This window comes from Actinacidiphila sp. bgisy167, assembly GCF_057707665.1.
Genome location: NZ_JBYIQP010000007.1, coordinates 80,905 through 106,246, shown reverse-complemented (window position 1 = coordinate 106,246; position 25,342 = coordinate 80,905). Strand labels below are relative to the sequence as shown.

Genomic DNA, 25,342 nt, shown 5'->3' with positions numbered 1-25,342 from the left:
CAGACCAGCGGCTCGTGATCCGACAGAATTCAGTCAGCCGTACGGTTCCTCCAGATCGGAGTAGCTCCCTCGGTCCCGTAAAACCCCAGCTCAACCTACTGGACAGGTCTGCCATGTCATCGATTCGCCGCAACGTCATTCGTGCCGTGGTGGGTGTCGTAGCCACCATTTCATTGGGGCTGATCGGAGCGGCCACAGCGTCCGCTCAGCCCATGCCGGGTGACCTCACCTGGGCGGTTGCCAGCGACCTTACCTGGTGAACCCGGTGGGCAGGCCCCCAAAGACAACATCACCCCCATAGCCACACCCCCTCCCCCCACGCTGATGGGCCCGGCATACCTCCCCCCTCTTGCCGGGCCCATCAGCATGCCCGCGTGCGGAGCGTCGCCGCTCGGGACGCGCGACGGTGCGGGGGCCGGTTCCGGGCCGGATCCGGGCCGGGGCCTCCCGGCCCGGGTGCGTGGTCATGAGCACCCCCTCGGACCCCGTATGATTGTTCTGCACGCGCCGCTAGCTCAACTGGCAGAGCAGCTGACTCTTAATCAGCGGGTTCGGGGTTCGAGTCCCTGGCGGCGCACAGCGAGAGGGCGCCCCTCCTTCGGGAGAGGCGCCCTCGTGCGTGTCCCGGTGGACGCGGTTGCGCCGCAGGCCTCAGAGGGCCAGCGAGAGCAGCACCGGCGCCGCGCGCTCGTTGAGCGTGTCGGCCGCGCCCTTGAGGCGGTGGGCCTGGGTGACGGGTAGCGAGAGGGCGAGGCAGCCGACCGAGGCCCCGACGGTGATCGGGATCGCGGCGCAGACGGTGCCGATCGCGTACTCCTGCAGGTCCAGGGTGGGCGCGCTGGCGGGCTGGCTGTCCAGCTTGGTCAGCAGCACCTTCTCGTTGATCGTGGTCCGGGATGTGAGCCGTACCGTCTTGTGCCGGGACAGGTGGTCCCGGCGTCCGTTGTGGTCGAGCTGGGTGAGCAGGCACTTGCCGACCGCGCTGGCATGGGCGGCGAAGCGGAAGTCCACCCACTCGTTGACCTTGGGCGCCTCCGGGCCGTCCGCGAAGTCGACGATCTTGACCTCGCCGTCGTCGTAGCGGCTGAAGTAGACGGCGGCGCCGACCTCGTCGCGCAGGGCCATGAGGATTCTCTTGATCTTCTCGCCGAGCGCCAGGTCGCGGCTGGCGCTGCCGAGCAGGACGAGCGACTCGCCGACCGCGTACCCACCGCCGGGCAGGGCGTTGAGATAGCGCTCGCGATTGAGCATCGCGAGGAGTCGGCCGAGATAGCCGATGGGCACCCCGATCTCGCGAGCGAGTTGCTCGGCGGTGACGCCGTGCCTGTGTTTGTCCACGGTCTCCAGCACGCGCAGGGCGTGCTGGACGGCGTGGACCGGCGCGACCTGTCGGTACTCAAGCGCCACGGTGTCCCCCTACAGGTGTGACCGTCTGCGTGCTTGCTGCGGCTGCCGGTCGCGGCTGCTGGTCAGGTCAGCCGGCCCGGCAGTCGGGTCGGATTCCACGATAGCCTCAATGTCCTTTGCAGTAGGCGTTGTTGGTGCTTTATGGAGGGCGCCGCACACGTATATGCAGGAACGCGCCACTCTGGCATATGCCTGAGGCATCGCCCAATCTTCGGAAGGGCCGCCGTGCCGGGGCAGCGCGTCCGTTCCGCTCGGCTTCGCGGAGCCGCGACCGTGCTCCGGCGGGAGCGCCTCGCGCCTGCCCCAGTGCGCCCCGCCACGCCTCTGCGCGCCCCCTCGCGCCCCGCCGCGCGAGGGACGGGCCGCACGCCGCGCGCGAGCGCCGCGCCGACCCCGGCGTGCCGGGGGCATCCATGCGAATCTGGTGGGGTACCCGATGTGCGGAACGTCCTCGTGACGCGGGAGGCAGGGAGCTGCCATGAGCGAGAGCACCGAAGGGAACGGCAAGCGCGAGCAGATGGTCGTCGAGCGGGTGCCCAAGGCCCTGCTCGTCGGCGGCCGCTGGCGGCCGGCGAGCGACGGTCGCGAGTACGAGGTGGAGGATCCGTCCACCGCGCGGCCGCTGTGCGCCGTTCCGGACGCCGGCGCCGAGGACGCCGAAGCGGCCATGGACGCCGCGGCCGCCGCGCAGGAGGGATGGGCGGCCACGGCCCCGCGTGAGCGCGGCGAGATCCTGCGCCGGGCCTTCGAACTCATCGTGGAGCGGCAGGACGACCTCGCCCTGCTGATGACCCTGGAGATGGGGAAGCCGGTCGCCGAGTCGCGCGGCGAGGTCCTCTACGCCGCCGAGTTCTTCCGCTGGTTCTCCGAGGAGGCGGTGCGGATCGAGGGCGGCTGGCGCACCGCGCCCGACGGCAACGGCCGCATCTGGGTGATGCGCCGGCCGGTGGGACCGGCGCTGCTGATCACTCCGTGGAACTTCCCCATGGCGATGGGCACCCGCAAGATCGGTCCCGCTGTCGCGGCCGGCTGCACCATGATCGTCAAGCCGGCCCACCAGACGCCGCTGTCCATGCTCGCCCTCGCCGAGATCCTCGGCCAGGCCGGGCTGCCGGACGGGGTGCTCAACGTCCTCACCAGTTCACGGCCCGCGCAGATCAGCGGCCCCCTGACGGAGGACCCACGCCTGCGCAAGCTCTCCTTCACCGGCTCCACGGAGGTCGGACGCAAGCTCATCGAGCTCAGCGCGCGGCAGGTGCTGCGCACCTCCATGGAGCTGGGCGGCAACGCCCCCCTGGTCGTCTGCCGTGACGCCGATCTGGAGAAGGCCGTCGAGGGCGCCGCCATCGCCAAGATGCGCAACATCGGCGAGGCCTGTACGGCCGCCAACCGGATCTACGTCCACCGCGAGCTGGCCGAGGCCTTCACCGGGCGCCTCGCGCAGAAGCTGGGCTCCATGGTCGTCGGCCGCGGCAGCGAGCCGGGCACCCAGGTCGGCCCGCTCATCGACGGGGCGGGCCTGGACAAGGTGGACCGCCTGGTGCGCGACGCCGTCTCGGCCGGCGCCCGCGCCGTCACCGGCGGCGCCCCGCTCTCGGACCGCCCCGGGTACTTCTACCCGCCGACCGTGCTGGCCGACGTGCCGCCGGACGCGGCGATGCTCCGGGAGGAGATCTTCGGCCCGGTCGCGCCGGTCGTCACCTTCGAGGACGACGACGAGGCGATCCGAATGGCCAACGACACCGAGTTCGGCCTCGTCGGCTACGTCTTCACCGAGAGCCTGCGGCGCGGGATCCGGTATGCCGAGGAGCTGGAGACGGGCATGCTCGGACTCAACAAGGGCGTCGTCTCCACGCCGGCGGCGCCCTTCGGTGGAGTCAAGCAGTCCGGGATCGGTCGCGAGGGCGGGGCCGTGGGGATCGACGAGTACCTGGAGACCAGGTATGTGGCGGTCGACGTCTGATCCGGGGCCGCACGGGTCCTCGACGGCCCGTGCCCCCGGCCGGTCTCCGCGCTCTGCCGGCGAACGGGCGGGAAGCAACGGGGAGTTTCCCGGCGACGAGGTCGCCGTGCAGGCCCTTGCCGACGGGCCGTCACCCCTGATCCGTGTGCCATGATCGGCGGGACAGGAGCCCGACCGACCGGAGGACACCATGCCCGCGTACGCCATAGCGCACTTGCAGGAGGCCGCCCCGCACCGCGAGGTCCTCGAGTACATCGAGCGCGTCACCGCCACCTTCGAGCCGCATGGCGGCCGCTTCCTCGTGCACGCCGCCCAGCACGAGGTGAAAGAGGGCAGTTGGCCCGGGCACGTCGTGGTGATCGGCTTCCCCGGGATCGCCGAGGCGAGGGCCTGGTGGGACTCGCCCGCGTACCAGGAGATCGCCCCACTGCGCTCACGGCACATCAGGGGCGACATCATCCTGGTCGAAGGCGTCCCCGAGAACTACGACGCGTCGGCCACCGCCGAGGCCATGCGCGCGAGCCTGCCGACCGAGTAGGCGGAAGCCCGGGCGCGGGCCCAGGCCCGCACACGGCGTAGGCGGTGGAGGCGTCCCGGGTCGTCAGGCGCCGGGCAGGCCGTACGCGTCGGCGATGAGCTCGTAGGAGCGCAGCCGTGTCGAAGGCGTGTGGGCGTTGGCCGTGATCATCAGCTCGTCGGCGCCCGTACGGCGCACCAGCGCGTCCAGGCCGTCCCGTACCGCGTCCGGCGTGCCGTACACCACATTGCCGAGCCAGGCGTCGACGAAGTCCCGTTCGGCCGGGCCGAACTCGTAGGCCGCCGCCTCCTCGGGGGAGGGCAGCAGGCCCGGGCGTCCCATCCGCAGGCGCAGCATGCCCAGGGCGCCGCCGAGCACCTGCAGGTAGGCGTCCTTCTCGTCCTCCGCGGCCAGCGCCGAGACGCCGATCAGGGCGTAGGGCTCGGCGAGCACCTGCGAGGGGCGGAAGTTCCTGCGGTACATCTCCAGTGCGGGTTCGGTGTTGGCCGCGGAGAAGTGGTGTGCGAAGGCGAAAGGTAGTCCCAGCACGGCGGCCAGCCGGGCGCTGAAGGTGCTGGAGCCGAGCAGCCAGATCGGCGGGCGGGCTGCCGACTGCACACCGCCCGGGACGGTGCCCTGCACGGGGCCGGGGATGGCGTGGATGCGGGCGTAGGGGTGGCCGTCGGGGAAGTCGTCGTCCAGGAAGCGGATGAGCTCCGCGAGCTGCTGCGGGAAGTCGTCGGCGCCCTCGTTCAGCCGGTCGGTGCGGCGCAGCGCGGCGGCGGTGGCGCCGTCGGTGCCGGGGGCGCGGCCGAGGCCGAGGTCGACGCGGCCCGGTGCCAGGGCCTCCAGGGTGCCGAACTGCTCGGCGATGACGAGTGGTGCGTGGTTGGGCAGCATGACGCCGCCGGAGCCGAGGCGTATCCGCTCGGTGTGGGCGGCGAGGTGGGCCAGGATCACGGCGGGGGAGGAGGACGCCACCCCGGGCATCGAGTGGTGCTCGGCGACCCAGTAGCGGTGGTAGCCGCGGGCTTCGGCGAGCCGGGCGAGCGCGACCCCGGCGACGAGGGCGTCCCTCGCGGTCAGGCCGCTGCCGACACCCACGAGGTCGAGGACGGAGAGCGGTACGGGTGCGCTGCCGAGGACGGTGCCTCGTATCGGGTCGTTCGTGTCCACGTGCGTGCGTCGCCTCCTGCGCCGGTTCCTCGCCTACGGCAGCGGTCAACCGGATTCCGGCGCGGGCTATTCCCCGGAGCCGGGGGCCGAGCCGCAGCCGTCGCCGGGGCCGGGTCGCAGGTCAGGCCCCCGGTCGGGCCCGGCCTCCGGCCCCGGGTCCGGCCCCGGGTCCGGCCCCGGGCCCTGTCCCGGGCAGGGCCCGGGGACGCGCAGCGCGGCGATCCCCTCGGCCGGCACGGGGCGCGAGTAGAGCCACCCCTGCCCGGTGTCGCAGCCGATCCGGCGCAGCCGTTCCGCCTGCTCGGCGTTCTCCACGCACTCGGCGGTGACGGTGAGCCCGAGCCGGTGCGCGAGTTGCACCAGTGCCTCGACGATCGTCTCGTCGGCCGGGTTGGGGTGCAGGCTGTCACGGAAGCCGTGCACGAAGCTGCCGTCGAGCTTGAGCGCGGAGACCGGGAGACGGCTGAGGTAGGCCAGGTTGGAGTAGCCGGTGCCGAAATCGTCGATGGCGATGCGCACCCCCATCTCCTGCAGGGCGTGCAGGGCCTGCAGCGGGCGGCCGGCCGAGCCCATCACCGCCGATTCGGTGAGCTCCAGTTGCAGCAGTCCGGCCGGCAGCCCGGTGTCGTCGAGGATCTCCGCGACGTCGGCGACCAGGTCGGAGTCCCAGACCTGGCGCACGGCCACGTTGACACTGACGAAGATCGGGTCGTCCGGCCAGTCCTTCTGCCACTGCCGGGCCTGGCGGCACGACTCGGCGAGCACCCAGCGGCCCAGCTGGACGATGGAGCCGTTCTCCTCCGCCAGTGGGATGAACCGGTTCGGCCCGAGCCGCCCGAAGTGCGGGTGCTGCCAGCGCACCAGGGCCTCGACCCCGCGCAGACTGCCGGTGCCGAGCTCCACCAGCGGCTGGTACTCCAGGGCGAACTCCCCGCGCTCCACGGCTTGCCGCAGGGTGCTGGACAGTGCCTGCTTGGTCATCCGGTGTGCGTTGCGCTCCGGGTCGAAGAGCGTCCAGCGGGCCTTGCCGTCGGCCTTGGCCCAGTACAGCGTGGTGTCCGCGGCCTGCATGATGCCCGTGGCGGTGGCGCCGGCGGCCTCGCGTTCTACGACGCCGATGCTGGCCGAGACCGCCAGGCGCTGCCCGGCGAGGTCGAAGGGCGGCTGCAGCGCGGTCAGCAGGGATTCGGCGAGCCCGGTGGCCTGTCCGGTGCCGGTGGAGTCCTCGACGAGGACGGCGAACTCGTCGCCGCCCAGCCGGGCGACGAGCGTCCCGCCCCGCCCGAGGCGGGCCGCGCAGTCCGAGAGCCGGCCGGCGACCGCCTTCAGCAGCCGGTCGCCGACCCGGTGCCCCAGGGTGTCGTTGATCGCCTTGAACCCGTCGAGGTCGAGGTAGCACAGGCCGATCCGGCCGGTGCGGCTCTCGGAGCCCTCCAGCGCGGTGGCCAGCCGCTCGAAGAACAACTGCCGGTTGGGCAGCCGGGTGACCGGGTCGTGCATCCGCAAGTGCCGCAACTGCTCGCGTAGGTCGCGGGTCTCGCCGAGGTCCTCCACGGACATCAGGACGCCGCCGGGCACGGGCACCACGACGACCTCGGCCCAGACCGTGCGCCCGTCCGGTCCGCGTACGGGTCTGGTGCGGCGCAGCTCCCCGCGCCGTCCGCTCAGCACATCCTCGTACTCGGCGTACTCCGGGCTCCGCTCGGGCGGGGGCGCCTCGCCGCCGGCGAGGCCGACCAGCTCCGCCGCGGCGCGGGCGGTGAGCCGCAACGGGTCCGCGCCGAGCAGGGCGCCGAGCGCCGCGTTGGCCTCGCGGACCCGGCCGTCGGCGCCGACCAGTGCCATCGGCAGGCGGGCCAGGGAGAAGGCGGCGCGGTAGTCGCGCACCTCCGATGCCGACCTTTCCGGGGCCGGAGCGTGACGCTCGGTGACCGCCGTACCCGTCGCCTCGGGTTCGAGGTCCGGGCCTCCCGAGGGTCCGCCCACCGCTGGCTCCCGCATAGCTGTCGTCTCGCACACATGGTCGTGGAGTAATCGATGGACCGCCAGGAGGCGGCGTTCATGCTGGAAATGTGCCGATCATAGACGTTGCGGAAATGCCGCGGCCACCGCCGTCGTGGTGATTCTCGGCACGCGCGCCGCGATTTCGATCGTTTGTGAATGGCCGCTGCGCTTCGTTGACCGCTTTCTGTCACCCATCACGCACTGTAGTGATCGGATGGTCATCCGAGCGGCGCAGCATAACAGGGCAAATCCGAGCAAACCATATCAGCGTGATGTGGGTGTCCCGACCCCGTACGGGAGGTCCATGTGCCGCTGTCAGGGCTACCCATACGTGCGCATCGGCGGTTCCGCCGGAGCGTGCACGGGCATGCCCCCGACGGGCTCCGGGCGGTCATCGCCGCTGTCAGCGTCTTCGCGGCCGTCGTCGCGTGGACGCTGGTCACCGGCCCCGCGGCCGGGGGCTCCGACTCCTCGCTGTGCGCCCTCCCGCGCACCCGGGCGCACCACTCCGAGGGCGTCAGCGCCTGGAACGCGGCCTACCCGCGGCCCGACGGCGAGGTTGACGCCCTGATGGTGTTCCTGGCGTTCCCCGACGCCGTTCCCACCCTCAGCCCCGGCGAACTGGCGTCCGACCACTTCCCGGCCACCGCCGACTTCTTCGCCCGGGCCTCGTACGGCTCGTTCCGGTTGCGGCCGCGCCTCCTGCCGTACTGGCTGCGCATGCCCGAGGCCTCCACGGCGTACGGCATCGGCCGGGACTGGCACCCCGACCTGCGCGCCCGCTATCTGCGGGACGCCGTGGTGGCGGCCGACGCGCAGGTGGACTTCTCCCGGTACGGGATCGTCTACCTCGTTGCCGACCCCGACGCACCCGGCGTCGACCCGGACGCGACCAAGGTGGTCAACCTGGGCAGGCCCGTCCGCATCGACGGCGCGGACCTGCACCGCTTCGTCACCGTCTTCGAGGGCCACCCGCCGGACATCAACGTGCTGGCCCATGAGACCGGGCACGCCTTCGACCTGCCCGACCTCTACTACCGGCCGCCGCGCGGCAGCAGCGCCGACTGGGACACCCACGTCGGGGACTGGGACCTCATGGGCAGTCAATTCGGCCTGTCACCCGACTTGTTCGCCTGGCACAAGTGGAAGCTGGGCTGGCTCCGGCCGCCGCAGGTCCGCTGCGTCACCGAGAGCGGCACGCACACCTTCCGCCTGAGCCCCGTCGAACAGCCCGGCGGCACCAAACTGCTGGTGCTGCCCGCGGGACTGGAGGGCGTCGTCGCCATCGAGGCCCGCGCCGCCGTCGGCAACGACCGCCTCACCTGCAGCGAGGGCGTGCTGATGTACCGGGTCCGCGCCGACGTGTCGTCAGGCGACGGCCCCGTCGACGTCATCGACGCCCATCCGGGCAGCGACGGCTGCCAGGAGTCCTCGGTGTACCCGCCGCTCGCCGACGCGCCCCTGCGGGCGGGGGAGACCCACATCCTCGGCCGGTCGGCGCGCGTCCACGTCGTGGGCCGGCACTCCGACGGATCCTGGACCGTCCAGGTCACCCAGGGCTGATGCGATGCGCGGTCCCCGGGCGCTCGCGGTCCTGGCCTCGGTGTTCCTCCTCGCCTCCGGCAGCGCCGCCGTCCCCGAGGGCGCGCCCGCCGCGGCCCCGCCGGCGGACCGTCCCTGCGCGCTGCGTGCCGCCCCCGGCGTGACGATGTCCGAGGGGTTCGGCGGCGCCGACGGCCGTGAGTTCGCCCGGGCCACCGGCGAGGTGCGGGCGCTGACGCTGCTCGTCGACTTCCCCGACAAACCCGCCCCCTACAGCGCCGCCGAGCGCTACAGCGAGTTCTTCCCCGCGGTGCGGCACTGGTTCTACCGCGCCTCGTACGGGAAGCTGCGCTACGTCTCCACGCCGGTGTTGCGCTACCTCCGTATGCCGCGGCCCTTCCACTCCTACGGGATAGGGCGCGGCTACGGCTGGCGCACCCACACGGCCATGATGCGGGACCTGCTGCGCGTCGCCGACCGGACGATCGACTTCTCCGGCTACGACCTGATCAACGTCCTGGTGACACCCAACGCCGGGCCGCCCGCCGAGGAGGCCGTGCTGTCGGTGACCTGGACCGGGGCCTCGGCCGCCACCACCGACGACGGCACCCGCCTGGACCGGGTCTCCCTCGTCTACGGCCACGACCAGTCCGGCGCACGGGTGCTCAGCCACGAGAACGGCCACGCCTTTGGGCTGCCCGACCTGTACTCCGTCGAGGACTTCGTGCGCACCGACGCCCTCGCGGGCCAGTGGGACGGCATGTCGCTGGACTGGGGGCTGCAGGGCGACCTCTTCGCCTGGCACAAGTGGCGGCTGGGCTGGCTGGAGGACTGGCAGGTCGTCTGCGTCCGCGATCCGGGCGCCCGGTCGGTGCATCTGACGCCGGTCGAGGTGGCCGGCGGCCGCAAGGCGGCCGTCATCCCCCTGGGACGGACCCGGGCGTACGTCGTCGAGGCGCGCGCCGCACGCGGCAACGACAACGAGGCCTGCCGCGAGGGAGTGCTGATCTACCAGGTGCGCACCGACGTCGACTCCGGGCACGGACCCGTCACCGTCGAGGACGCCCACCCGCGCACCACCGCCTGCGAGTACAGCAGCGCCACCTTCAACGCGCTCAACGACGCCCCGTTCTCCTCCGGAGAGCGCTTCACCGACCGGGCCCGCGGGCTGACCGTCGACGTCCTCGGCCGGGACCCGCACGACGAGGGCTGGACGGTGCGGATCACGAACGCGCGCCCTCTGTGGGACCGTCCCTGAGGTGCGTCCCGGCGGTGACGGCGGCCTCCCGGAGGGCGGGGTCCGCGGTTCCACCGGATCGGTTCTGCGGTGCCCGGCGTCCGCCGACGGACACCGGGCCAGCCGTGCCTTCGCCCGGTGTCGCGCACGTTCGCCACCGTGTCGTGCGCACCACAGCACCAGCAGCCCCCGCAGCGCCGAGGGCCGGGCCGGCGCGGGAACCGCCGCCGCTCCGTGCGGTCCGGTCCTGCCCTGCGTCCCTTGTCCGAGCCGTCACAGGCGCCCGAAAACGACTGGAGGCCGTTCGTCCTCAGGACGAACGGCCTCCAGTCGTTTGTGCGCCGCCAGGGACTCGAACCCCGAACCCGCTGATTAAGAGTCAGCTGCTCTGCCAGTTGAGCTAGCGGCGCTCGCTGACGTCGTAGACCTTAGCATCCGCTCGCGGGCGGGTGAAAATCGATAATCAACGGTCCTGCGCGCGGGCCGCTCGGACGCAGGCCCACAGAAGGTCACCGGCCGCCGGGAGCCAGGGGCGGCGGGTGTCGGGGGCCACCAGCCAGCGGGAGCGGCCGCTGCCGGTGTCGCCGTAGGGCGGGGGCAGCGCCACCGACTCCCCCGCGCCGTGGCACAGCACCGGCGGCACCGCCACGCCCCACTCGTCCCAGCCCAGCAGCGCGGGGAGGCGTGCGGCGGTGCCCGGTTCGGCGAGCAGCAGCAGCCGTCCGCGCAGCGCGGCCGCCGGGCCGGAGCCGGGGCCCGCGGACCACAGCTCCTCCAGGACCCGGCGCCCGAAGAGGTCCGGCAGGTTCACCACGTCGAAGGCGGTGCCGCAGGGCAGCACGCTGGGCGCCGTGGGCCGTGCGGACCACAGCGCCCGCACGCTGCGCGGGAAGGCGCTGGCGGAGGCGAGCCAGTCGGCCCCGTCGGGGGTGGGGTACTGCGCGTACGGATATGGGTGGGAGGCGGACTCCGGCACGCCCCCCGGCCATGTGTGCCACTGCCGATCACTCATGACACCAACAACTACCGTGAGTGAACGTCGCGCGACGCGACATCGCCGGAAGGCCGGACACACACGCCATGTGTCAGGTACCTTGCCCCGATCGCATATGCCAGGTGCGCCGTCAGGACAGCGCCGCGTCCCCGCCCCGCATCAGGCCCTCGCCGAACTCGATCATCCGCTTGGCGTAGTCCTCCGACCAGCCCGCCTGCTCGCCGATCGCGGCGGGGGTCAGCCGGTCGAAACGCCTGGGGTCGGCGAGCTGGGCCGCGGCTATGGCCTGGAACTCCGTCGCCCGGTCCGCGGCCGCGCGGAAGGCCAGGGTGAGCTCCGAGGCGCGGGACAGCAGCTCCCGGGGGTCCTCGACGGACTCCAGATCGAAGAAGTGCTCCTCGTCCTCGGCCAGGGCGGCCGGCTCGAACAGCAGCTGGGCGGGTTTCAGGCGCGGGGCGGGTTGCTTGCCCGCCGCGCTGTGAGCCGACTGCGGCTCGGACATGAACGTACCTCCAGGATCGTCGCGCCTTCCATTGTCCCGCCTCGCGCAAGAACGCCGCGGCGGTGGCGCGGAACGCCGGCCCGCGCTACGGCCGCCAGGCCACGCGGTGCTCGGACAGGTGGGCCAGGACGGCGTGGTTGGCCTCCCAGCCGTCCGGGAACTTCACCGTCACCCCCAGCTGCACCGGCTCCGTCGAGGGGTGCTCGTCCAGCAGCTCCGAGACCCCCGCCCGGCACACCACGATGCACGCGTGCCGGTGGCGAGAGGCGAGCACGCACAGCCGGCCGGTCTCCAGGTGGAACGCGGTGGCGTCGGGACGCCCCGACAGCGGGTGCAGCACCACGGTCACGTCGAACTCCCGGCCCTGCAGCCGGTTGGCGGTGTCCACGGTGATACCGGTCACACCCAGCTCCGCCAGCGCCGCGCGGACGGCCGCCGCCTGGTCGCGGTGTGCGGTGCCCACCGCGATCCGGTCCGGGCCCACCGGCGCGGTGCCCCGCTCGGAGACCGCCACGCCGCCGCGGTCCAGCAGCCGCCGGACGACCAGCGCGACCGCGCGCACCGCCTCGGGATCGGTCCGCGGGGTGCGCCGCGCGGGCAGCTCCAGCAGGCCCCAGCCGGACACGGCGGCCTCGTCCACCACCCGGTCCACGCCCGAGCCGTCGCCGGGAACGCCGAAGGACAGCCGCCGGTCCCCGTGGCCGGTGCCGCTGCGGAACGGGGTGTACGGGTAGAAGGCGTCCGAGACCAGCGGCGCGGCGGAGGCCGGCAGCCGCCAGGAGACCGGCAGCCGGTGCTGCGGAAGCCCCGGGTTGTGGGCCAGCAAGGTGACCACGGCGCTCGCCGACGGGTCGTAGCTGAGCCCCGCCCACTGCTCGGCGCCGACGACGCTGAACGGGTCGAGCTGGCCGGGGTCGCCGACGAACAGCGCCCGCTCGAACAACCCGGCCACCTGCAGCAGCGCGTCCGAGCGCATCTGGTACGCCTCGTCGACGATGGCGTGCCGCCAGGGCTCCGCGTCCTTCACGTAGGCCCACTTCGCCGCGGTCGCGATCACCACCTTGGCGCCGGTGAGGTCGGCCGCCTTGGTCGACTTCAGCACCGCCTCGTGGCGGTCGAGCCCCCGGTCCGGCGGCGAGTCGCTGCCGTGCAGCCGGCCGATCGGCAGGCCGGGGTCGGCGGTGGCCAGCCGGTCCACCAGATCGTCCACCTGCGCGTTCGTCTGGGCGACCACCATCAGGGACTCGCCCGCCGCGACCAGCTCCCTGGCGGCGCGCACCACCAGCGTGGACTTGCCCGCTCCGGGCGGCGAGTCCACGACGACGCCGCGATGCGTGCCGTGCAGGGTGTCGTGCAGGATCCGGTCGGTCGCGGTGCCGGCCGCCAGGGCGGCGTCGCTCACCGGGCTCACAGATAGTCCTCCGAGGTCAAGGGATCGGGGTGCTCGGCGACGGCGCCCGCCGTCGTGCCGGCCGCTGTGCTCGCCGTCGCGGCCGCCGTCGCGCCTGCGGTCGCGGCGCCCGGAGGCCCGCCGTGCGTCCACGGCGTGTCCTCCGGCTCCGGCAGCCCGGCGCCGCCGCGCGGCGCGTGCTCGAACAACGTCCAGCACACCTCCTCCCCTTCCTCCGGCACCGTGCCGGGGGCGGGGACCTTGCCGCGGCCCATGCCGTTCACCACCCGCAGGAGCACCGCCCCGGGCCCGGCCCACTCCACGAACTGGGCCTGCTGGGTGCGGCCGTCCGGCAGCGCGCGGAAGACCTTCGCGTCCTCGTCCAGATGCGGCCGGTCCTGGGTGAGGACCGTCACCAGCGGACGCGGCTTGGGCACCTTGCCCTCGCTCATCGCCATCTCCACCCGGTCCACCTGGCCCGCGAACGCCTCTCCGGCCAGCCGCCGCCCGGCCATCACCAGCGGGTCGTCGAGTGCCTCCTGGGCTTCCAGCCGCACCTGCGCGGTCTCCCGGCCGGCGAGCTTCTGGGCCGCCGACACGGCGTCGTCGCGGCGGGGCTGGGGCGGTTCCCCGGCGCGCACCCGGTCGCGGTGGGAGGTGTACGACCAGCGGTCGCGCCGCCAGCGGTCCGCGACATGGGCGCCCTCGGGCAGCTCGCGCACCAGGTCCAGGGAGCGCCAGACCGCGTCCCAGGTGGGGCGCATCTGGGCGGCCAGCAGGCGGCGGATCTCCTCCCCGGCGCCGGTGATCCCGGCGTCGTAGCGGGCGATGGCCGGGGCGAGCACGGCGTTGTCGAAGACCGGGTCCGTCGCCGGACCGGCGGGCGGGAACACCAGCAGGCCGTCCGGGCCGCGGTGGGACTCCGCGCGGCGGGCCGCCTCGCTGCCCGTCATGCCCTCCACGGGCGCGTCGATCCAGGCCAGCAGGGCGCCCAGGTGCTGGTCCTCGAGGTTGCTCTGGCCGGTCGCCCAGTGCCGGCCGAGCAGTTCGGTCGCGGACAGCAGCAGCGCGGAGCCGGGGGTGCGGGCGCGCTCCCCGTAGTGGGTCAGCCAGCGGCCGAGCAGCGGCACCCGGGCCGGCACCGGATGCGGTTCGTCGGGGTCGTCCTCGAAGGTGCGGCGGAAGCGCGTGGAGCGCCCGAGCAGACGCACGTACTCCACGGCGGAGGTGTTCGGGACGACGATCTGGGGAGCGTCCGCGCAGACCTCCGACTCCTCCTCGGGCGCCGCCCCCGCCTTGGCACGACCCGCCGGCTCGGTCTCGGTGTCGTCCGCGTAGGACTCCAGGTACGGCAGCACGGCCTGCGCCAGTTCGGCGAGGAAGGCGAAGCGCAGATCGCGGTCGCGCGGCTGCGGCACCGCCAGCAGCCGCGGCTCGTCGCGGTCGGTGCCGACCAGGGCGCCCAGCGGCGCGCCCACCTCGCCCGCGGTGGTCAGCGGGACGAACACCAGGGGACGGTCCGACAGATGGCGGTGGCGCACCGTCGCGAGCGGGGTCGCACGGCCGGTCGCCATGGCCTCCGCCCGGGCCAGCACGGAGATCAGCGACATCCCAGTGCCTCCGCCCGCAGGGCCTGCGCCCGCCGCAGCGCGGCGACCCCGGGATCCGTGAGATCGCCGAGGTCCACATGGTCCGCGACGTCCCGGGAGGGCTCCTCGCCGTCGGAGTCGCCGGAGGCACCGTCCCGTGTGCCCAGCGCCGCAGCCAGCACCTGCTCCACGGTGGTCAACGCGCCCAGCTCCCCGCGCACTCCGCGGCCGAGGACCTCCACCGCGCCGCAGGCCCGGGCCTGTTCGCGGCAGTGGAAGGACAGCTCGCAACTGGCCAGGCACTCGGGCGCGTACGCCGCGGGCAGTCGGTCCACCGCGTCGGCGAGCTCCGCCGGCGGGCGGGTCGCCGTCCGGCCGTCGTCGGCGAGCCGCAGGTCGAAGGTGGTGCCCTCCGGGAGGGAGGCGGCGATCTCCTCGATCCGGGTCAGCCGGGCCAGCTGGCGGCGGGTGACCGACAGCTGCTTGCGGATGTCGACGAACTCGGCGGCGGGCAGGTTGGAGAAGTCCTTCGGGCACACCAGCAGCACCCGGTGCTCCGGGGTGCCGAACCCCAGCCGTTCCAGAGCCAGGACGTAGACCGCGGCCTGGCGGGCCGCGGCGCCGACCTTCACCGAGTCCGCGGAACCGTCCAGGATCGGGAAGGACTTGACCTCCACCACCGTCCACGAGCCGTCCGGCCGCACGGCGATGACGTCCGGCTCGAGGTGGACCGGGGAGTCGGCGACCTCCAGCGCCAGCAGGGGGTGGTCCAGCAGGGTCCACCGTCCCGCCGCGGTCGCCTCCTTGAGCGCGAGGCGGGTGCGGGCCAGCCGGCCCTCGGGGCCCGGGGCGGACAGGTCGGGGAGCACGGCGCGGGTGCCCTCGGGCGCTCCCAGCAGACGCAGCAGCTCGGCGCACCCCTCGGCCTTCACCCGGGCCTCGAAGGCATGGCCGCGCACGAAGGCGAACTGCGACTGCCCGAAAGGAGCGGGGTTGCCGAGCACGCGCGCCACCGCCGCCTTGTCCACGCCGGCGGCGTCCAGCAGCGCCCGGCGCCGGCACCCGGGGTTCGCGGCGAGCGCCGCCAGGGCGCGCGCGTCCATCGGACGCGGCACGGTCGTCGGGCCACGCAGCGCGGCCAACCGCTCTCGCAGATCGTGCGTAGTGCTCACCCGCGCAAGTCTCGCACCCCGCACCGACAACGCGGGCCGCAATGCGGGCGGGCGCAGGTGTGCGGTCCTGCCCGGAGCATCAGTGGCGTGGTTCGACCGCCGTTCCCGGCAGGATCCCCACGTCCGCCGGGGCGACGGCGCGGGAGGTCTCGGCGAACGCGGAGGCCGGCCGCCGCGGGGTAGCGGACCGGGTGGCCACGGCGTCGCGTACGAGGTCCACCACGCGCAGCGCGGGGCGCGTGAGCAGGCATCCGACGCCCATCACGACGATGCCGGCGAGGGCGTCCAGCAGATAGTGGTTGGCGGTGCCCATGACCACGAGGGCGGTGCCGAGGGGATAGAGGACCCCGAGGGCGCGGACGAAGGCGGTGCGTCCGTGGCGCCAGAGCATGATGCCGCACCACAGGGACCAGCCGACGTGCAGGCTCGGCATGGCCGCGTACTGGTTGGTCATCCCGCCGAGCCCGCGCGGCGCGCTCGCGTCGGCGCCCCACCAGCCGTAGGAGCCGTACTCCGCCATGGTGTCGACGAAGCCGTGGCCGGCGGCCAGCAGCCGTGGCGGGGCGGTGGGCAGCAGCGTGAAGCCGATCAGCCCGACGAGGGTGGACACCAGCAGCCATGTGCGGGCGAAGCGGTACGCGGTCGGCCGCCGGCGCCACAGCCAGACCAGCACCAGCGGGGTGGCCAGGTAGTGGAGCGAGGCGTACCAGAAGTCGGCGGGCACCCCGAGCGTCCGGTAGCGGCTGAACACGGAGTTGAGCCAGCGCTCTGGGTCGATGTTGAGCACGTTCTCCAGGCGGAGTATGGCGACGCCGTGGTCGGCTGCCCGGCTCACGTCGCCGCGCACGAGGAGTCGGCCCGCGGTGTAGAGGCCGTAGACGACCGCGATCAGCGGCAGTTCGGTCCACCAGCGAAGCCCGCCCCCGTAGGCGGACGCCCGTGGGGCGGTGATGCTCGTGGTCATCCGGCCGTTCCCCCCCCATTTCTCCCTGTGTGAGTCACATCGGTCTACCGTACGACGTACGCTAGGCAACCTGGACACCGCCCCCGCCTATTCCTCCCTTCGCCTCCGCTTCATCCTGGATTCAGGTGGCCGTGCTTCCTGAGACGTGCGAAATGACGCCCCGCGCCAGGCCCGGGTTGCCCGGAAACACGGGAGAATCAAGAAAACCGCTCGACCTGCCGACCGCTCACGACGATCCCCACGACCGGACACGCATCCCTCATGACTGTCACCCCGCCGGCCCGCTCCCCACGGCGCCGCGTCCCCCGCAACACCCTGAACCCCGACCGCATCCTCGGCGCCGCCGTCGCGCTCCTCGACCGCCGCGGGACCGAGGCCCTCACCATGCGCGCGCTCGCCCAGGAGCTCGGTGTCGGCACGATGGCCGTCTACTCCCACTTCAAGGGCAAGGACGAGATCATCGACGCGGTCAACGAACGGCTGATCGGCGAGATCGAGCTGCCCTCCGGCTCCGGCGCGCCGCGCGAACAGCTCATCGAACTCTGCCTCGGCGTGTACCGGCTGTTCAGCGAGCATCCCTCCGCCCTGCAGCTGCTCACGAGCCGCCCGCTCCGCGGCGACGAGGCCGTCGCCGTCATCGACCGCATGCTCTGCCTGCTGATCGAGGCGGGACTGGAACCTTCCGCTGCCGTGCGCGCCCAGGTGGCGCTGATGCAGTACACGATCGGCGCCTCCCTGTGGGCGGTCCGCCGCAGGCGCGCGGAGTGCGGTGAGGCCGAGGCCGGGCTGCAGGAGAGGATCCGCCGCCGCCTCGCCGACCTGCCGCCGGACAGCTACCCCTCGCTCGCGGGGCTGGCACCCGAACTCGTCACGGCCCAGCAGTCCGGCCGCGCGCAGTACGAGGCCGGGCTCGCCGCGCTGCTGGACGGTCTGCTCCGCACCTGAGGACGCGGCGCCGGGTCCGCGGGCACGCCCTGCCGAGGGCGCGTCCGCGGGCGAGGTCCGTGCACGCCCGCGCGGGGAAGGGCTCCGCTGCCCGCGGCCCCGGATGTCCATGCCCCCTGGGCGTCGGGCCTTCGGCCGCCTCGACATCCCCGCCCCGGATCGTCCACGGCACCTGACGGCACCGCTCCGGCCGAACGGGGGCAGCACCGCGGGCGATTGCAGCCGGAGCCGGTGTGGCGGCCGATCGAGTCGGTCGACGACAGCTGGGGAAGCCGTCAGCGCGCGAACAACGCGGCGGACCGCCTTCGACGGTGTCGCCGTCCGGATCGCCCAGCGCGTCCTCCCGATGCCGCCGCGATCCGGCACAAGCGCAGGACCGGCGCACCGCCCTACGGCCACTGATCGCGTTACGCCACCGGCCGTCACGGTCGGCCGGTGGCCGGCTCGGGCGGGCCGGCCACGCGCCCGACGGCCCTAGCGGAACACCGATTCCGGGGGAGCGGGGGAGGCCGCCGCCGTGGCGTCGGTGACGGCCGCCGCACCACCCGCGAAGGCGTCCAGCTCCCGGCCGTGTTCGACCCGTCCCGGATGGGGGTCCGAGGCCACGCGCCGGGTGAACTCCGCGACGGGCAGCTCGCCGTCCGCGGCCACCAGGATCACGTTGCCGAAGCGCCGCCCGCGCAACACGGCGGGATCCGCCGCCAGGCACGCGTGCGCGAAGCACGCCCGCACCGTCGCGATCTGCGACCGCAGGAAATCCAGCCGCCCCCCGTCCGCCACATTGGCGGCGTACAGCCCGCCGGGCGCCAACGCGCGCCGCGCCTGGGCGAGGAATTCCGTGCTGGTCAGGTGGGCGGGCGTACGAGCGCCGCCGAAGACGTCGGTGATGATCAGGTCCGCCCAGGCCTCCGGGACCTTGGCCAGCCCCTCCCTGGCGTCGCCGCCGCGCACCTTGATGCGCCAGGTGCGGTCCCAGGGCAACTCCCGCCGCACCAGGTCGACCAGCGCGGTGTCCAGCTCCACCACCTGCTGCGTCGAACGCGGCCGGGTCGCCGCGGTGTAGCGGGCCAGGGTCAGTGCGCCGCCGCCGAGGTGCAGCACGCGCAACGGGCGGCCGGGCGGCGCGGCGAGGTCGACGACGTGACCGAGTCTGCGCTGGTAGGAGAAGTCCAGGTACTCCGGGTCGTCGAGGTCGACGTGCGACTGCGGCGCCCCGTCGATCAGCAGCGACCGTCCGCGCGGCCGGTCCCGGTCCGGCACGAGCTCGGCCAGGCCTCCGCCGACCTGCTCGCGTATGCCTTCCGGCGCCTTCGTCGTCCTCGTCCTGCGCGCTGCCATGCCACCCAGTATGGGCGGTGGCCGGCGGGCGGACTCAGAGCCGGTCGGCCAGTTCGATCATCCGGGCCGCCTCACCGAGGGCGTCACGGAGCACCGCCGGGTCCGTCACCGCGCTGTCGTCGCGCGGCGGCACCAGCCAGCCGCTGCCCGCCACCGGCGGCTCCCGCAACTCGCCGGGGACGGTGAACCCGGCGCCCGAGGTCTGCGTACAGGCGCTGCCCGGCAGGTCCCAGCCGTCGGCTGTGCCCGGCGGCACCAGGAAGCCGAGGCTGTCACCTGAGCCGTCGTGCAGCACCGGTCCGAGACCGGTGCGCAGGCGCAGGATGTCCACGGCCTCCAGTCCCTGCCGGGCCGGGACGGTGACCAGATCCCATGGCTCGTCCAACAAGGCGCATCCTCCCTGGGGTCGGACAGTCGGTTGCACGGTGTCCAACGCGCGCGGACGTCAACGGCTACGCCTTTGTGACGCCGTCAGGGGTGGCGTTTCATGGCGAATGGAGGATGAGATATCCCTTTTGTAACTAAACCTTCGGTGCTGGGGCCTTCGCAGCGAGTACGGTCGTCGCGCCGCCACACCGGCACCGCACCGACCGTCCAACGGGAGCCCGGCGATGCAGTCGTCACCTTCCACCCCCAACACGGCCTTCCGGCGCCTGCGCGGAGACCGGTCCCCCGGTGAGTTCGCCGCCGCCGTACGCCGCGCGGGACGGGACATCGGCGAGCAGGTCAGCTGCGACGCCCGCTACATCGGCCGGGTGGAGTCGGGCGAGATCCGCTGCCCCAACTACGCCTACGAGCGGGTCTTCCGGCACATGTTCCCCGGCCGGGACCTCGCCGAGATGGGCTTCGAACCGCGGGAAGTGGTCCGCGGCAGGCGCACACCGGCAGCACCGGCCCCCGGGCCGGCCCAGAACGAGACCGCAACCGACGAGGAGAGCGACGTGCTGCGTCGCGCGTTCATGACCGGCGGCCCGGCCGCCATCGCCACCACCCTGATCCCGGCGCCCGCCGCCGGGGCGAAGACGACGCACAAGGTCGGCAGTTCCCAGGCGCGAGCCGTCCGCGCGGCCGTCCGCGAGATCCGCCTGCACGACGACCGGCACGGCGCCGGCGCGCTCTACCGCCAGGCCGGCCACTCCCTCGGCGCCGCCTACCGCCTCCTCGACGAAGGCACCTACAGCCAGGCCGTCGCCGAGGACCTGATGGGCGGCGCCGGGGAACTCGCCATCTCCGTCGGCTGGCTGGCCCACGACTCGGGGCGCCTCGCCGACGCCCGCTCCTTCTACGGCGAGGCCCTCGCCACCGCCCGCATGGCCGGCGACCGGGCCCTGGAGGCGCACGCCTTCTGCAACGCCTCCTTCCTCGCCCGCGACGCCGGCCGCCCGCGCGAGGCCGTGCGGGCCGCACAGGCCGCCCAGCGGGCCGCGCGCCACCTCGGTTCGCCGCGGCTGCTCTCGCTGCTGGCGCTGCGCGAGGCAGGCGGCTGTGCCGGGCTCGGCGACCGATCCGGCTGCGAACGCGCCCTCGGCCGCGCCCACAGCCTCTTCGGCCGCGGCTCCAGCGCCGCGGACCCGGAGTGGATGACCTTCTACGGCGAGGCCGAACTCGCGGGCCTGGAGGCCCAGTCCTGGTCCGCCCTCGCAGACCACTGCCGAGCGGCCGAACACGCCCGGCGCGCGGTCGACCTGCAGGCGCCGCACTTCACGCGCAACGCCGCGCTGTACACCGCGGAACTCGCGGGCAACCTCGCCTCCGCCCGGCGCGTCGACGAGGCCGCCGACGCCGGCATCCGCGTCCTCGACCTCCTCGGCCGCGTCCAGTCCCCGCGCGTACGGGGCATGCTCTCCTCCGCCGCCCAGACCCTCCAGCCGTACTCCCGGCGCAAGGACGTCGCCGAATTCCTGCGCCGGCAGGCGGAGTCACGGCCGGCGTGAACGGGGCCGCTACGCGGGCAGCGCCTCGCGGACGTGATCCAGCACCCGGCCCCACGTCCCTCCCGGCCGGTTGAGCGAGGTGGGGTCGACGCGGGCGAACAACTCAGCGAGCCGGTGCGCGGCCCCCTCGGGATCCGCCACCTCACCGGCGACCGCGAGATCGTAGCCGGGACGCTCCGTCTCCAGGGCACACAGGAACACCGCGAAGGCGTGGATGATGTCCCGGTTGAGCGGGTAGGACTCGGCCGAGCCGTCGGGCAGTCAGTACACGGTGCCGGTGACGTGGTCCACGGCGATGTCGTCGTAACCGATGACACCCAGCGAGACCCAGTCGGCGGCTGAGGCCGGGAGTCCGGGGTAGTGCTGTGCCAGGTCCGGATAGGCGTCCCCGAGCCTGATCGCGCCCTCGGCGAGACCCTCGTCCGCCTCGAACCAGCCGCCGGGCCGGTCGGGAATCCCGACGTCGGCCAGAAAGGCCCGGGTCGGCTCGTGCCGTACGCCGCCGAGTCACGTGCGACCGGCGCCCGGGCCGGGGGAGGTCGATGTCCTCGTACGGCCAGGGGCGCGCGGGCTCCGGCTCCCCGGACGGGTCTCGTGGCAGCGCCGCCGGCGCATCCCACGTCGGGGCGGCTGCCGCCATGCGTCGACGCCCGAAGACGGGTCCCTCCTCCGCGTCCTCCGGAAACCCCCTGCCGCCGCGCACGATCGCGTCCTCGACCGCGGGCAGGCTCCGCGGCGAGTCCGCGAGCGCGTCCGTCCTGTCCGCGAAGTCCGCGGCCGGGCCGAACAGTTGGATCGCCCCGGGCCGCGGCCCCGGCGCGCCGTCTAGGCTGCCCCCATGACAGGCCCCGAAATGCCGCGGATCCGCGCCTTCGTCGCCGCCTTCGCGCGCCGCCGGGCCGCCCGCACCGTGGAGTTCCCCGGCGGCTTCGCCGCCCTCGACGAGGCCTTCCCGGCCTCGCACGGCGACAACCACCTGGTCCTCGAGGGCGCCGTCGACCCCGAAGCGCTTCCCGCCCTCGCCGACGAGGCCATGGCCCATCTGGCGCACCGCGCGATCACCGTCCTGGACGACGCCATGGGCACCGCCTGCGCCGGGCCCCTGATCCGGGCCGGCTACACGCACTCCACCGAGCTCGTGATGCTGCACACCGGCCCGGTGCCGGAGGGCGGGTCCGCCAAGGAAGTCGGCCTCGACGCCTTCCGCGAGCCCCTCGCGCGACGCTGGCGCGGCTTCCTACCGGAGGCCGACGAGGAGTCCGTCCGGCAGTTGGTCGACCGCCGCGAGGCACGGCGCCGCGGCGCGGACATCGTCCGCTTCATCGGATCGCGGACACCTGAGGGCCAGGTAGCGTCCTGGGCGGACCTCTACGCCGACCGCGCCTCCGGCATCGCCCAGATCGAGGACCTCATCACCTCGGAGGAGCACCTGGGCCGCGGCCACGCCGACGCCGTCCTGGCCACGGCGGTCCGCCAGGCCGCCGACGCGGGCTGCTCCACGCGTTTCCTCATCGCCGACGCGGACGGCTGGCCCCGGCACTGGTACGTGCGCCGCGGCTTCACGGTGATCGGCCGATTCCACAGCTTCGCCCGCCCTTGACCGGCCCCCCTCGTGGGACCAGGGACGCGGGGGGCGGCCGCGGACCGCATCCGGGCGAGGAGGCGCGCCTTCGTGCGGACGACCGTCATACCCTGATTCTGGGAGCGCTCCCATCTCTCATGCCGAAGGCTCTCGACTTCCCGACGAGGAGTCGAGGCAGTAGACGCTAAGTTGGCGCGGTTACCACGACGTGATGGGGAGACCGCAGATGGTGATGGGTCGACGGCGCAGCGGCAGACCGACGCTCGAGGAGGTCGCCGCTCGTGCGGGAGTGGGCCGGGGCACGGTGTCCCGGGTGATCAACGGTTCGCCCCGGGTGAGCGACCATGCCAAGGCCGCGGTCGAGGCCGCCATCGCCGAGCTCGGATACGTCCCCGACCGCGCGGCGCGCGCCCTGGCGGGCAACCGGACGGACGCGATCGCCCTGGTCATCCCGGAGGCGGAGACCAGGCTCTTCGCCGAGCCGTACTTCTCCGGCATCATCCGCGGCGTGGGCGCCGAGCTCGCCGACACCGATATGCAGCTGCTGCTCACCCTGCTGCGGACCCCCAGGGAACGGCAGCGCTTCGCCCAGTACCTCAGCGCCCACCGTGTCGACGGCGTCCTGCTGGTCTCGGTGCACGAGGACGACCCGCTGCCCGACCTGCTGGAGCAGCTGGGGATGCCGGCGGTGCTCAACGGCCGGCGCTCCGACCTGGAGTCGGTGTCGTACGTCGACTGCGACAACGTCGGCGGCGCCCGCTCCGCGGTGGCCCATCTGCTGGGGCTCGGCCGCCGGAACGTGGCGACCGTCAGCGGGCCCCCGGACATGTACGTGGCCCGCTGCCGTCTCGACGGCTACCGCCAGGCGGTCGAGGACGCCGGGCTGGCCGGCGACGACACGCTGATCGAGACCGGCGACTTCACCGAGGAGGGCGGCCGTGCCGCGATGCGGGCGCTGCTGCGGCGACGTCCCGACGTGGACGCGGTCTTCGCCGCCTCGGACGTCATGGCCAGCGGCGCGCTGCAGGTGCTGCGTGAGACGGGCCGGCGCGTGCCCGGTGACGTCGCGCTGATCGGCTTCGACGACTCCGCGATCGCCCGCCACACCGACCCGGCGCTCACCAGCGTGCGGCAGCCGATCGAGGAGATGGGCCGCACCATGGCGCGGGTACTGCTGGAGGAGATCGCGGCGGGCACCGCGACCCGCCGTCACGTGGTGCTGCCTACGGAGCTGGTGCGCCGCGAGTCCGCGTGATCGCCGCCCGGGCCCCGTCCGACGCGGCCCCCGCCCGACCGCCGTTCGGCCGCGGCCTCGGCGCCGGGGGACGCGGCCGCGGCGCCGGAGGACGGGGCCCGGGCGCCGCGAGTGAGCCCCGCCACGTGAGCAGGCTCACGGTGTGACATGGACCCATCGGGGCGTCAACCAGGGCTCTTTGTCATACCTCTCTCCTAAAATCAAGGCATGCCACTGACCGTTCTGGACCGCCGATCCGTCGAAGCCGCCAACGAGGCCATACGACGGTACGTCGCGGGCCGGCGCAGCTGGTCGCGTGCCGAACTGGCCGAGCTGGACCGCCTGCGCGGGATCTGGCAGGCCGCCCGCCAGGGCCGGCAGGACTTCCCGGCGCGCCGCCTGCTGAACGAGGAGTGACCAAGGCCCCGGCATACCCGACAGAGGATGTCGGGTATGCCGGGGAGCATGGCGGCATGACGACCAGCTGGACACACTTCCACACAGCGCAGCCCGGCCTCGCCGAAACCGTGCGCAACCGATTCGGCGGCTACAAGCACCACGTCCTCGGCACCCTCCGTGCCGACGGCTCACCCCGGCTCAGCGGCATCGAGGCCGAGTTCCGGCTCGGCGAACTGTGGTTCGGCATGATGCCCGGCTCCCGCAAGGCTCTCGACCTGCGCCGCGACCCGCGCTTCGCGCTCCACGGCAACCCCGTCCCGGACACCTCCATGGACGGCGGCGACGTGCGGATCTCCGGACGCGCCGTCGAGGTCACCGACCCGGCGGCGGTCACCCGCTTCACCCGCGAAGTGACGGTGCCCGAGGGGCCCTTCCACCTCTTCCGAGCCGACATCGCCGAGGTCGTGCGCACCTATGTCGAGGACGAGGATCTGGTGCTGCAGGTGTGGCGGCCGGGCGGTCCACTGCGGACGATCCGCCGCGGCAGCGACGAATCCCCGCCGCGCACGGAGGTCTGATGAGGAGTCAGTCGACGGGGAAGGGGCTGTCGCCGCGTGCGACGGCGGTGAGGAGCCCGGCGAGATAGCCCTGGACCAGCTGGTGGAGCTGGTGGCCGAAGCTGATCCGCGCCACTCCCAACTCCGCCAGACGGGCCGGCGAGGGCCCGCCGGGCCGGCACAGGACGTTGACCGGGCGGCCGTCCACCGCCTGGACCACGGCCCCGACGGTCGTCCCGCCCAGCGCCCCGATCGGGTAGACGCAGTCCGCGCCAGCCTCCAGATACGTCCGTGCCCGCCCCACCGCGTCCGCGAGCCGTTCCTCGGGGTCGCCCGCTCGGAGGAAGCGGTCGGTCCGGGCGTTGATCACCAACTCCGGGTCGGCCGCGCGCAGGCCGGCGATGTACTCCGCCTGTTGCCCGGCGTCGGCCAGCGACCCCGTGCGGTGGTCGGTGTCCTCCAGGTTGCAGCCGACGGCGCCGGTCGCGGCCAGCCGTTCCGCCAGTTCCGCGGGCGCCATCCCGTAGCCCCGCTCCATGTCGGCCGTCACCGGTACGGGGACGACCCTGGCGATACGGGCGACCGCGGCGAGCATCTCGTCCGCGGGAGCGTCCTCCTCGTCCGCGTACCCCAGGGCCGGCGCCACGGCCGCGCTGCCGGTGGCGACGACCGGGAAGCCCGCGTCGGCCACGGCACGGGCCGAGGCGGCGTCCCAGACGTTCGGCAGGACCAGCGGGTCGCCCGGCACGTGCAGGGCGCGCAGCCGGGCGGCGAGGGCCGTGCGGGAGGGCTCGGTGCTCATGCCCACCACGGTACGAGCGCGGCCCCGCCTCCGCCGGGGGACATGCGGCGGCGGGGCGGACAGGGCTGGGGCCCGGGAGCCGGTTAGGGTGCGC

The 25,342-nt window shown here is 73.7% G+C and carries 22 protein-coding genes, 2 tRNA genes and 1 pseudogene; 11 read left to right on the top strand and 14 right to left on the bottom strand.

The window, feature by feature from the left end:
• Positions 1-504 precede the first annotated feature (504 nt).
• Positions 505-577: transfer RNA gene (locus AC3ET4_RS04715), tRNA-Lys, on the top strand.
• A gap of 74 nt (positions 578-651) precedes the next feature.
• Here AC3ET4_RS04715 and AC3ET4_RS04710 read toward each other — a convergent pair.
• On the bottom strand, positions 652-1,407 hold the full coding sequence (locus AC3ET4_RS04710; RefSeq protein WP_431946190.1) for an IclR family transcriptional regulator: 756 nt from the start codon (positions 1,405-1,407) through the stop codon (positions 652-654).
• Positions 1,408-1,885: 478 nt separating this feature from the next.
• On the opposite strand from AC3ET4_RS04710, the gene AC3ET4_RS04705 reads away from it, so the two are divergent.
• Together AC3ET4_RS04705 and AC3ET4_RS04700 are read left to right on the top strand one after the other, a co-directional pair.
• Positions 1,886-3,370 carry an NAD-dependent succinate-semialdehyde dehydrogenase gene (locus AC3ET4_RS04705; RefSeq protein ID WP_431946188.1) on the top strand — a complete coding sequence of 495 codons (1,485 nt, stop codon included), beginning with the start codon at positions 1,886-1,888 and terminating at the stop codon, positions 3,368-3,370.
• A gap of 190 nt (positions 3,371-3,560) precedes the next feature.
• Positions 3,561-3,908: a DUF1330 domain-containing protein gene (locus AC3ET4_RS04700; RefSeq protein ID WP_431946186.1), complete on the top strand. Its 348-nt coding sequence runs from the start codon at positions 3,561-3,563 to the stop codon at positions 3,906-3,908.
• A gap of 63 nt (positions 3,909-3,971) precedes the next feature.
• On the opposite strand, the gene AC3ET4_RS04695 is transcribed toward AC3ET4_RS04700, so the two are convergent.
• Both AC3ET4_RS04695 and AC3ET4_RS04690 read right to left on the bottom strand, forming a co-directional pair.
• A complete protein-coding gene (locus tag AC3ET4_RS04695; RefSeq protein WP_431946184.1) occupies positions 3,972-5,063 on the bottom strand; it encodes an LLM class flavin-dependent oxidoreductase in 1,092 nt (363 codons plus the stop codon).
• Positions 5,064-5,129: 66 nt separating this feature from the next.
• Complete coding sequence (locus AC3ET4_RS04690; RefSeq protein ID WP_431946182.1) at positions 5,130-7,064, bottom strand: putative bifunctional diguanylate cyclase/phosphodiesterase; 1,935 nt, start codon at positions 7,062-7,064, stop codon at positions 5,130-5,132.
• 360 nt (positions 7,065-7,424) lie between these two features.
• On the opposite strand from AC3ET4_RS04690, the gene AC3ET4_RS04685 reads away from it, so the two are divergent.
• On the top strand, positions 7,425-8,630 hold the full coding sequence (locus AC3ET4_RS04685) for a M6 family metalloprotease domain-containing protein (protein ID WP_431946180.1): 1,206 nt from the start codon (positions 7,425-7,427) through the stop codon (positions 8,628-8,630).
• 4 nt (positions 8,631-8,634) lie between these two features.
• Positions 8,635-9,867: a M6 family metalloprotease domain-containing protein gene (locus AC3ET4_RS04680; protein WP_431946178.1), complete on the top strand. Its 1,233-nt coding sequence runs from the start codon at positions 8,635-8,637 to the stop codon at positions 9,865-9,867.
• Positions 9,868-10,183: 316 nt separating this feature from the next.
• Here the strand turns inward: AC3ET4_RS04680 and AC3ET4_RS04675 are convergent.
• From AC3ET4_RS04675 to AC3ET4_RS04645, 7 genes are all read right to left on the bottom strand, one after another.
• A tRNA-Lys gene (locus tag AC3ET4_RS04675) sits at positions 10,184-10,256 on the bottom strand.
• 53 nt (positions 10,257-10,309) lie between these two features.
• Positions 10,310-10,858 (bottom strand): bifunctional DNA primase/polymerase, encoded by a 549-nt coding sequence (locus tag AC3ET4_RS04670; protein ID WP_431946176.1) that lies wholly within the window; start codon positions 10,856-10,858, stop codon positions 10,310-10,312.
• Positions 10,859-10,970: 112 nt separating this feature from the next.
• Positions 10,971-11,342: a hypothetical protein gene (locus tag AC3ET4_RS04665; protein ID WP_431946174.1), complete on the bottom strand. Its 372-nt coding sequence runs from the start codon at positions 11,340-11,342 to the stop codon at positions 10,971-10,973.
• An 85-nt stretch (positions 11,343-11,427) separates the two neighbouring features.
• Positions 11,428-12,753, bottom strand: coding sequence for an AAA domain-containing protein (locus tag AC3ET4_RS04660; RefSeq protein ID WP_431946172.1), 1,326 nt, complete (start codon positions 12,751-12,753; stop codon positions 11,428-11,430).
• Complete coding sequence (locus AC3ET4_RS04655; protein ID WP_431946170.1) at positions 12,750-14,342, bottom strand: hypothetical protein; 1,593 nt, start codon at positions 14,340-14,342, stop codon at positions 12,750-12,752. Before AC3ET4_RS04655 ends, AC3ET4_RS04660 begins: the two co-directional genes overlap by 4 nt.
• A complete protein-coding gene (locus AC3ET4_RS04650) occupies positions 14,333-15,424 on the bottom strand; it encodes a hypothetical protein (RefSeq protein WP_431946248.1) in 1,092 nt (363 codons plus the stop codon). The genes AC3ET4_RS04655 and AC3ET4_RS04650 overlap by 10 nt, the downstream gene beginning before the upstream one ends.
• 148 nt (positions 15,425-15,572) lie before the next feature.
• Positions 15,573-16,457 (bottom strand): phosphatase PAP2 family protein, encoded by an 885-nt coding sequence (locus AC3ET4_RS04645; protein ID WP_431946168.1) that lies wholly within the window; start codon positions 16,455-16,457, stop codon positions 15,573-15,575.
• Between the two features lie 261 nt (positions 16,458-16,718).
• Between AC3ET4_RS04645 and AC3ET4_RS04640 the strand changes: the two genes are divergently transcribed.
• On the top strand, positions 16,719-17,402 hold the full coding sequence (locus tag AC3ET4_RS04640; protein ID WP_431946166.1) for a TetR/AcrR family transcriptional regulator: 684 nt from the start codon (positions 16,719-16,721) through the stop codon (positions 17,400-17,402).
• Between the two features lie 474 nt (positions 17,403-17,876).
• Here AC3ET4_RS04640 and AC3ET4_RS04635 read toward each other — a convergent pair whose 3' ends face one another.
• On the bottom strand, positions 17,877-18,740 hold the full coding sequence (locus AC3ET4_RS04635; protein WP_431946164.1) for a spermidine synthase: 864 nt from the start codon (positions 18,738-18,740) through the stop codon (positions 17,877-17,879).
• Between the two features lie 34 nt (positions 18,741-18,774).
• Entirely contained in the window at positions 18,775-19,173 is a 399-nt protein-coding gene (locus AC3ET4_RS04630; RefSeq protein WP_431946162.1) for a hypothetical protein, read from the bottom strand.
• 178 nt (positions 19,174-19,351) lie between these two features.
• On the opposite strand from AC3ET4_RS04630, the gene AC3ET4_RS04625 reads away from it, so the two are divergent.
• Entirely contained in the window at positions 19,352-20,674 is a 1,323-nt protein-coding gene (locus AC3ET4_RS04625; RefSeq protein WP_431946160.1) for an NsdA family TPR-like regulatory protein, read from the top strand.
• 9 nt (positions 20,675-20,683) lie between these two features.
• Here AC3ET4_RS04625 and AC3ET4_RS04620 read toward each other — a convergent pair.
• A pseudogene (locus AC3ET4_RS04620) lies at positions 20,684-21,154 on the bottom strand (SUKH-4 family immunity protein); the annotation flags it as partial.
• Positions 21,155-21,512: 358 nt separating this feature from the next.
• Between AC3ET4_RS04620 and AC3ET4_RS04615 the strand changes: the two are divergent.
• The 4 genes from AC3ET4_RS04615 to AC3ET4_RS04600 all read left to right on the top strand — a co-directional run bounded on the left by AC3ET4_RS04615 (position 21,513) and on the right by AC3ET4_RS04600 (position 24,467).
• Positions 21,513-22,274, top strand: a complete 762-nt coding sequence (locus AC3ET4_RS04615; RefSeq protein ID WP_431946158.1) for a GNAT family N-acetyltransferase — start codon at positions 21,513-21,515, stop codon at positions 22,272-22,274.
• A gap of 208 nt (positions 22,275-22,482) precedes the next feature.
• Positions 22,483-23,511 carry a LacI family DNA-binding transcriptional regulator gene (locus AC3ET4_RS04610; protein ID WP_431946156.1) on the top strand — a complete coding sequence of 343 codons (1,029 nt, stop codon included), beginning with the start codon at positions 22,483-22,485 and terminating at the stop codon, positions 23,509-23,511.
• Positions 23,512-23,718: 207 nt separating this feature from the next.
• On the top strand, positions 23,719-23,907 hold the full coding sequence (locus tag AC3ET4_RS04605; protein WP_431946154.1) for a hypothetical protein: 189 nt from the start codon (positions 23,719-23,721) through the stop codon (positions 23,905-23,907).
• Between the two features lie 56 nt (positions 23,908-23,963).
• A complete protein-coding gene (locus AC3ET4_RS04600; RefSeq protein ID WP_431946152.1) occupies positions 23,964-24,467 on the top strand; it encodes a pyridoxamine 5'-phosphate oxidase family protein in 504 nt (167 codons plus the stop codon).
• A 7-nt stretch (positions 24,468-24,474) separates the two neighbouring features.
• Here AC3ET4_RS04600 and AC3ET4_RS04595 read toward each other — a convergent pair whose 3' ends face one another.
• On the bottom strand, positions 24,475-25,248 hold the full coding sequence (locus AC3ET4_RS04595) for an isocitrate lyase/PEP mutase family protein (protein WP_431946150.1): 774 nt from the start codon (positions 25,246-25,248) through the stop codon (positions 24,475-24,477).
• Between the last annotated feature and the right edge of the window lie 94 nt (positions 25,249-25,342).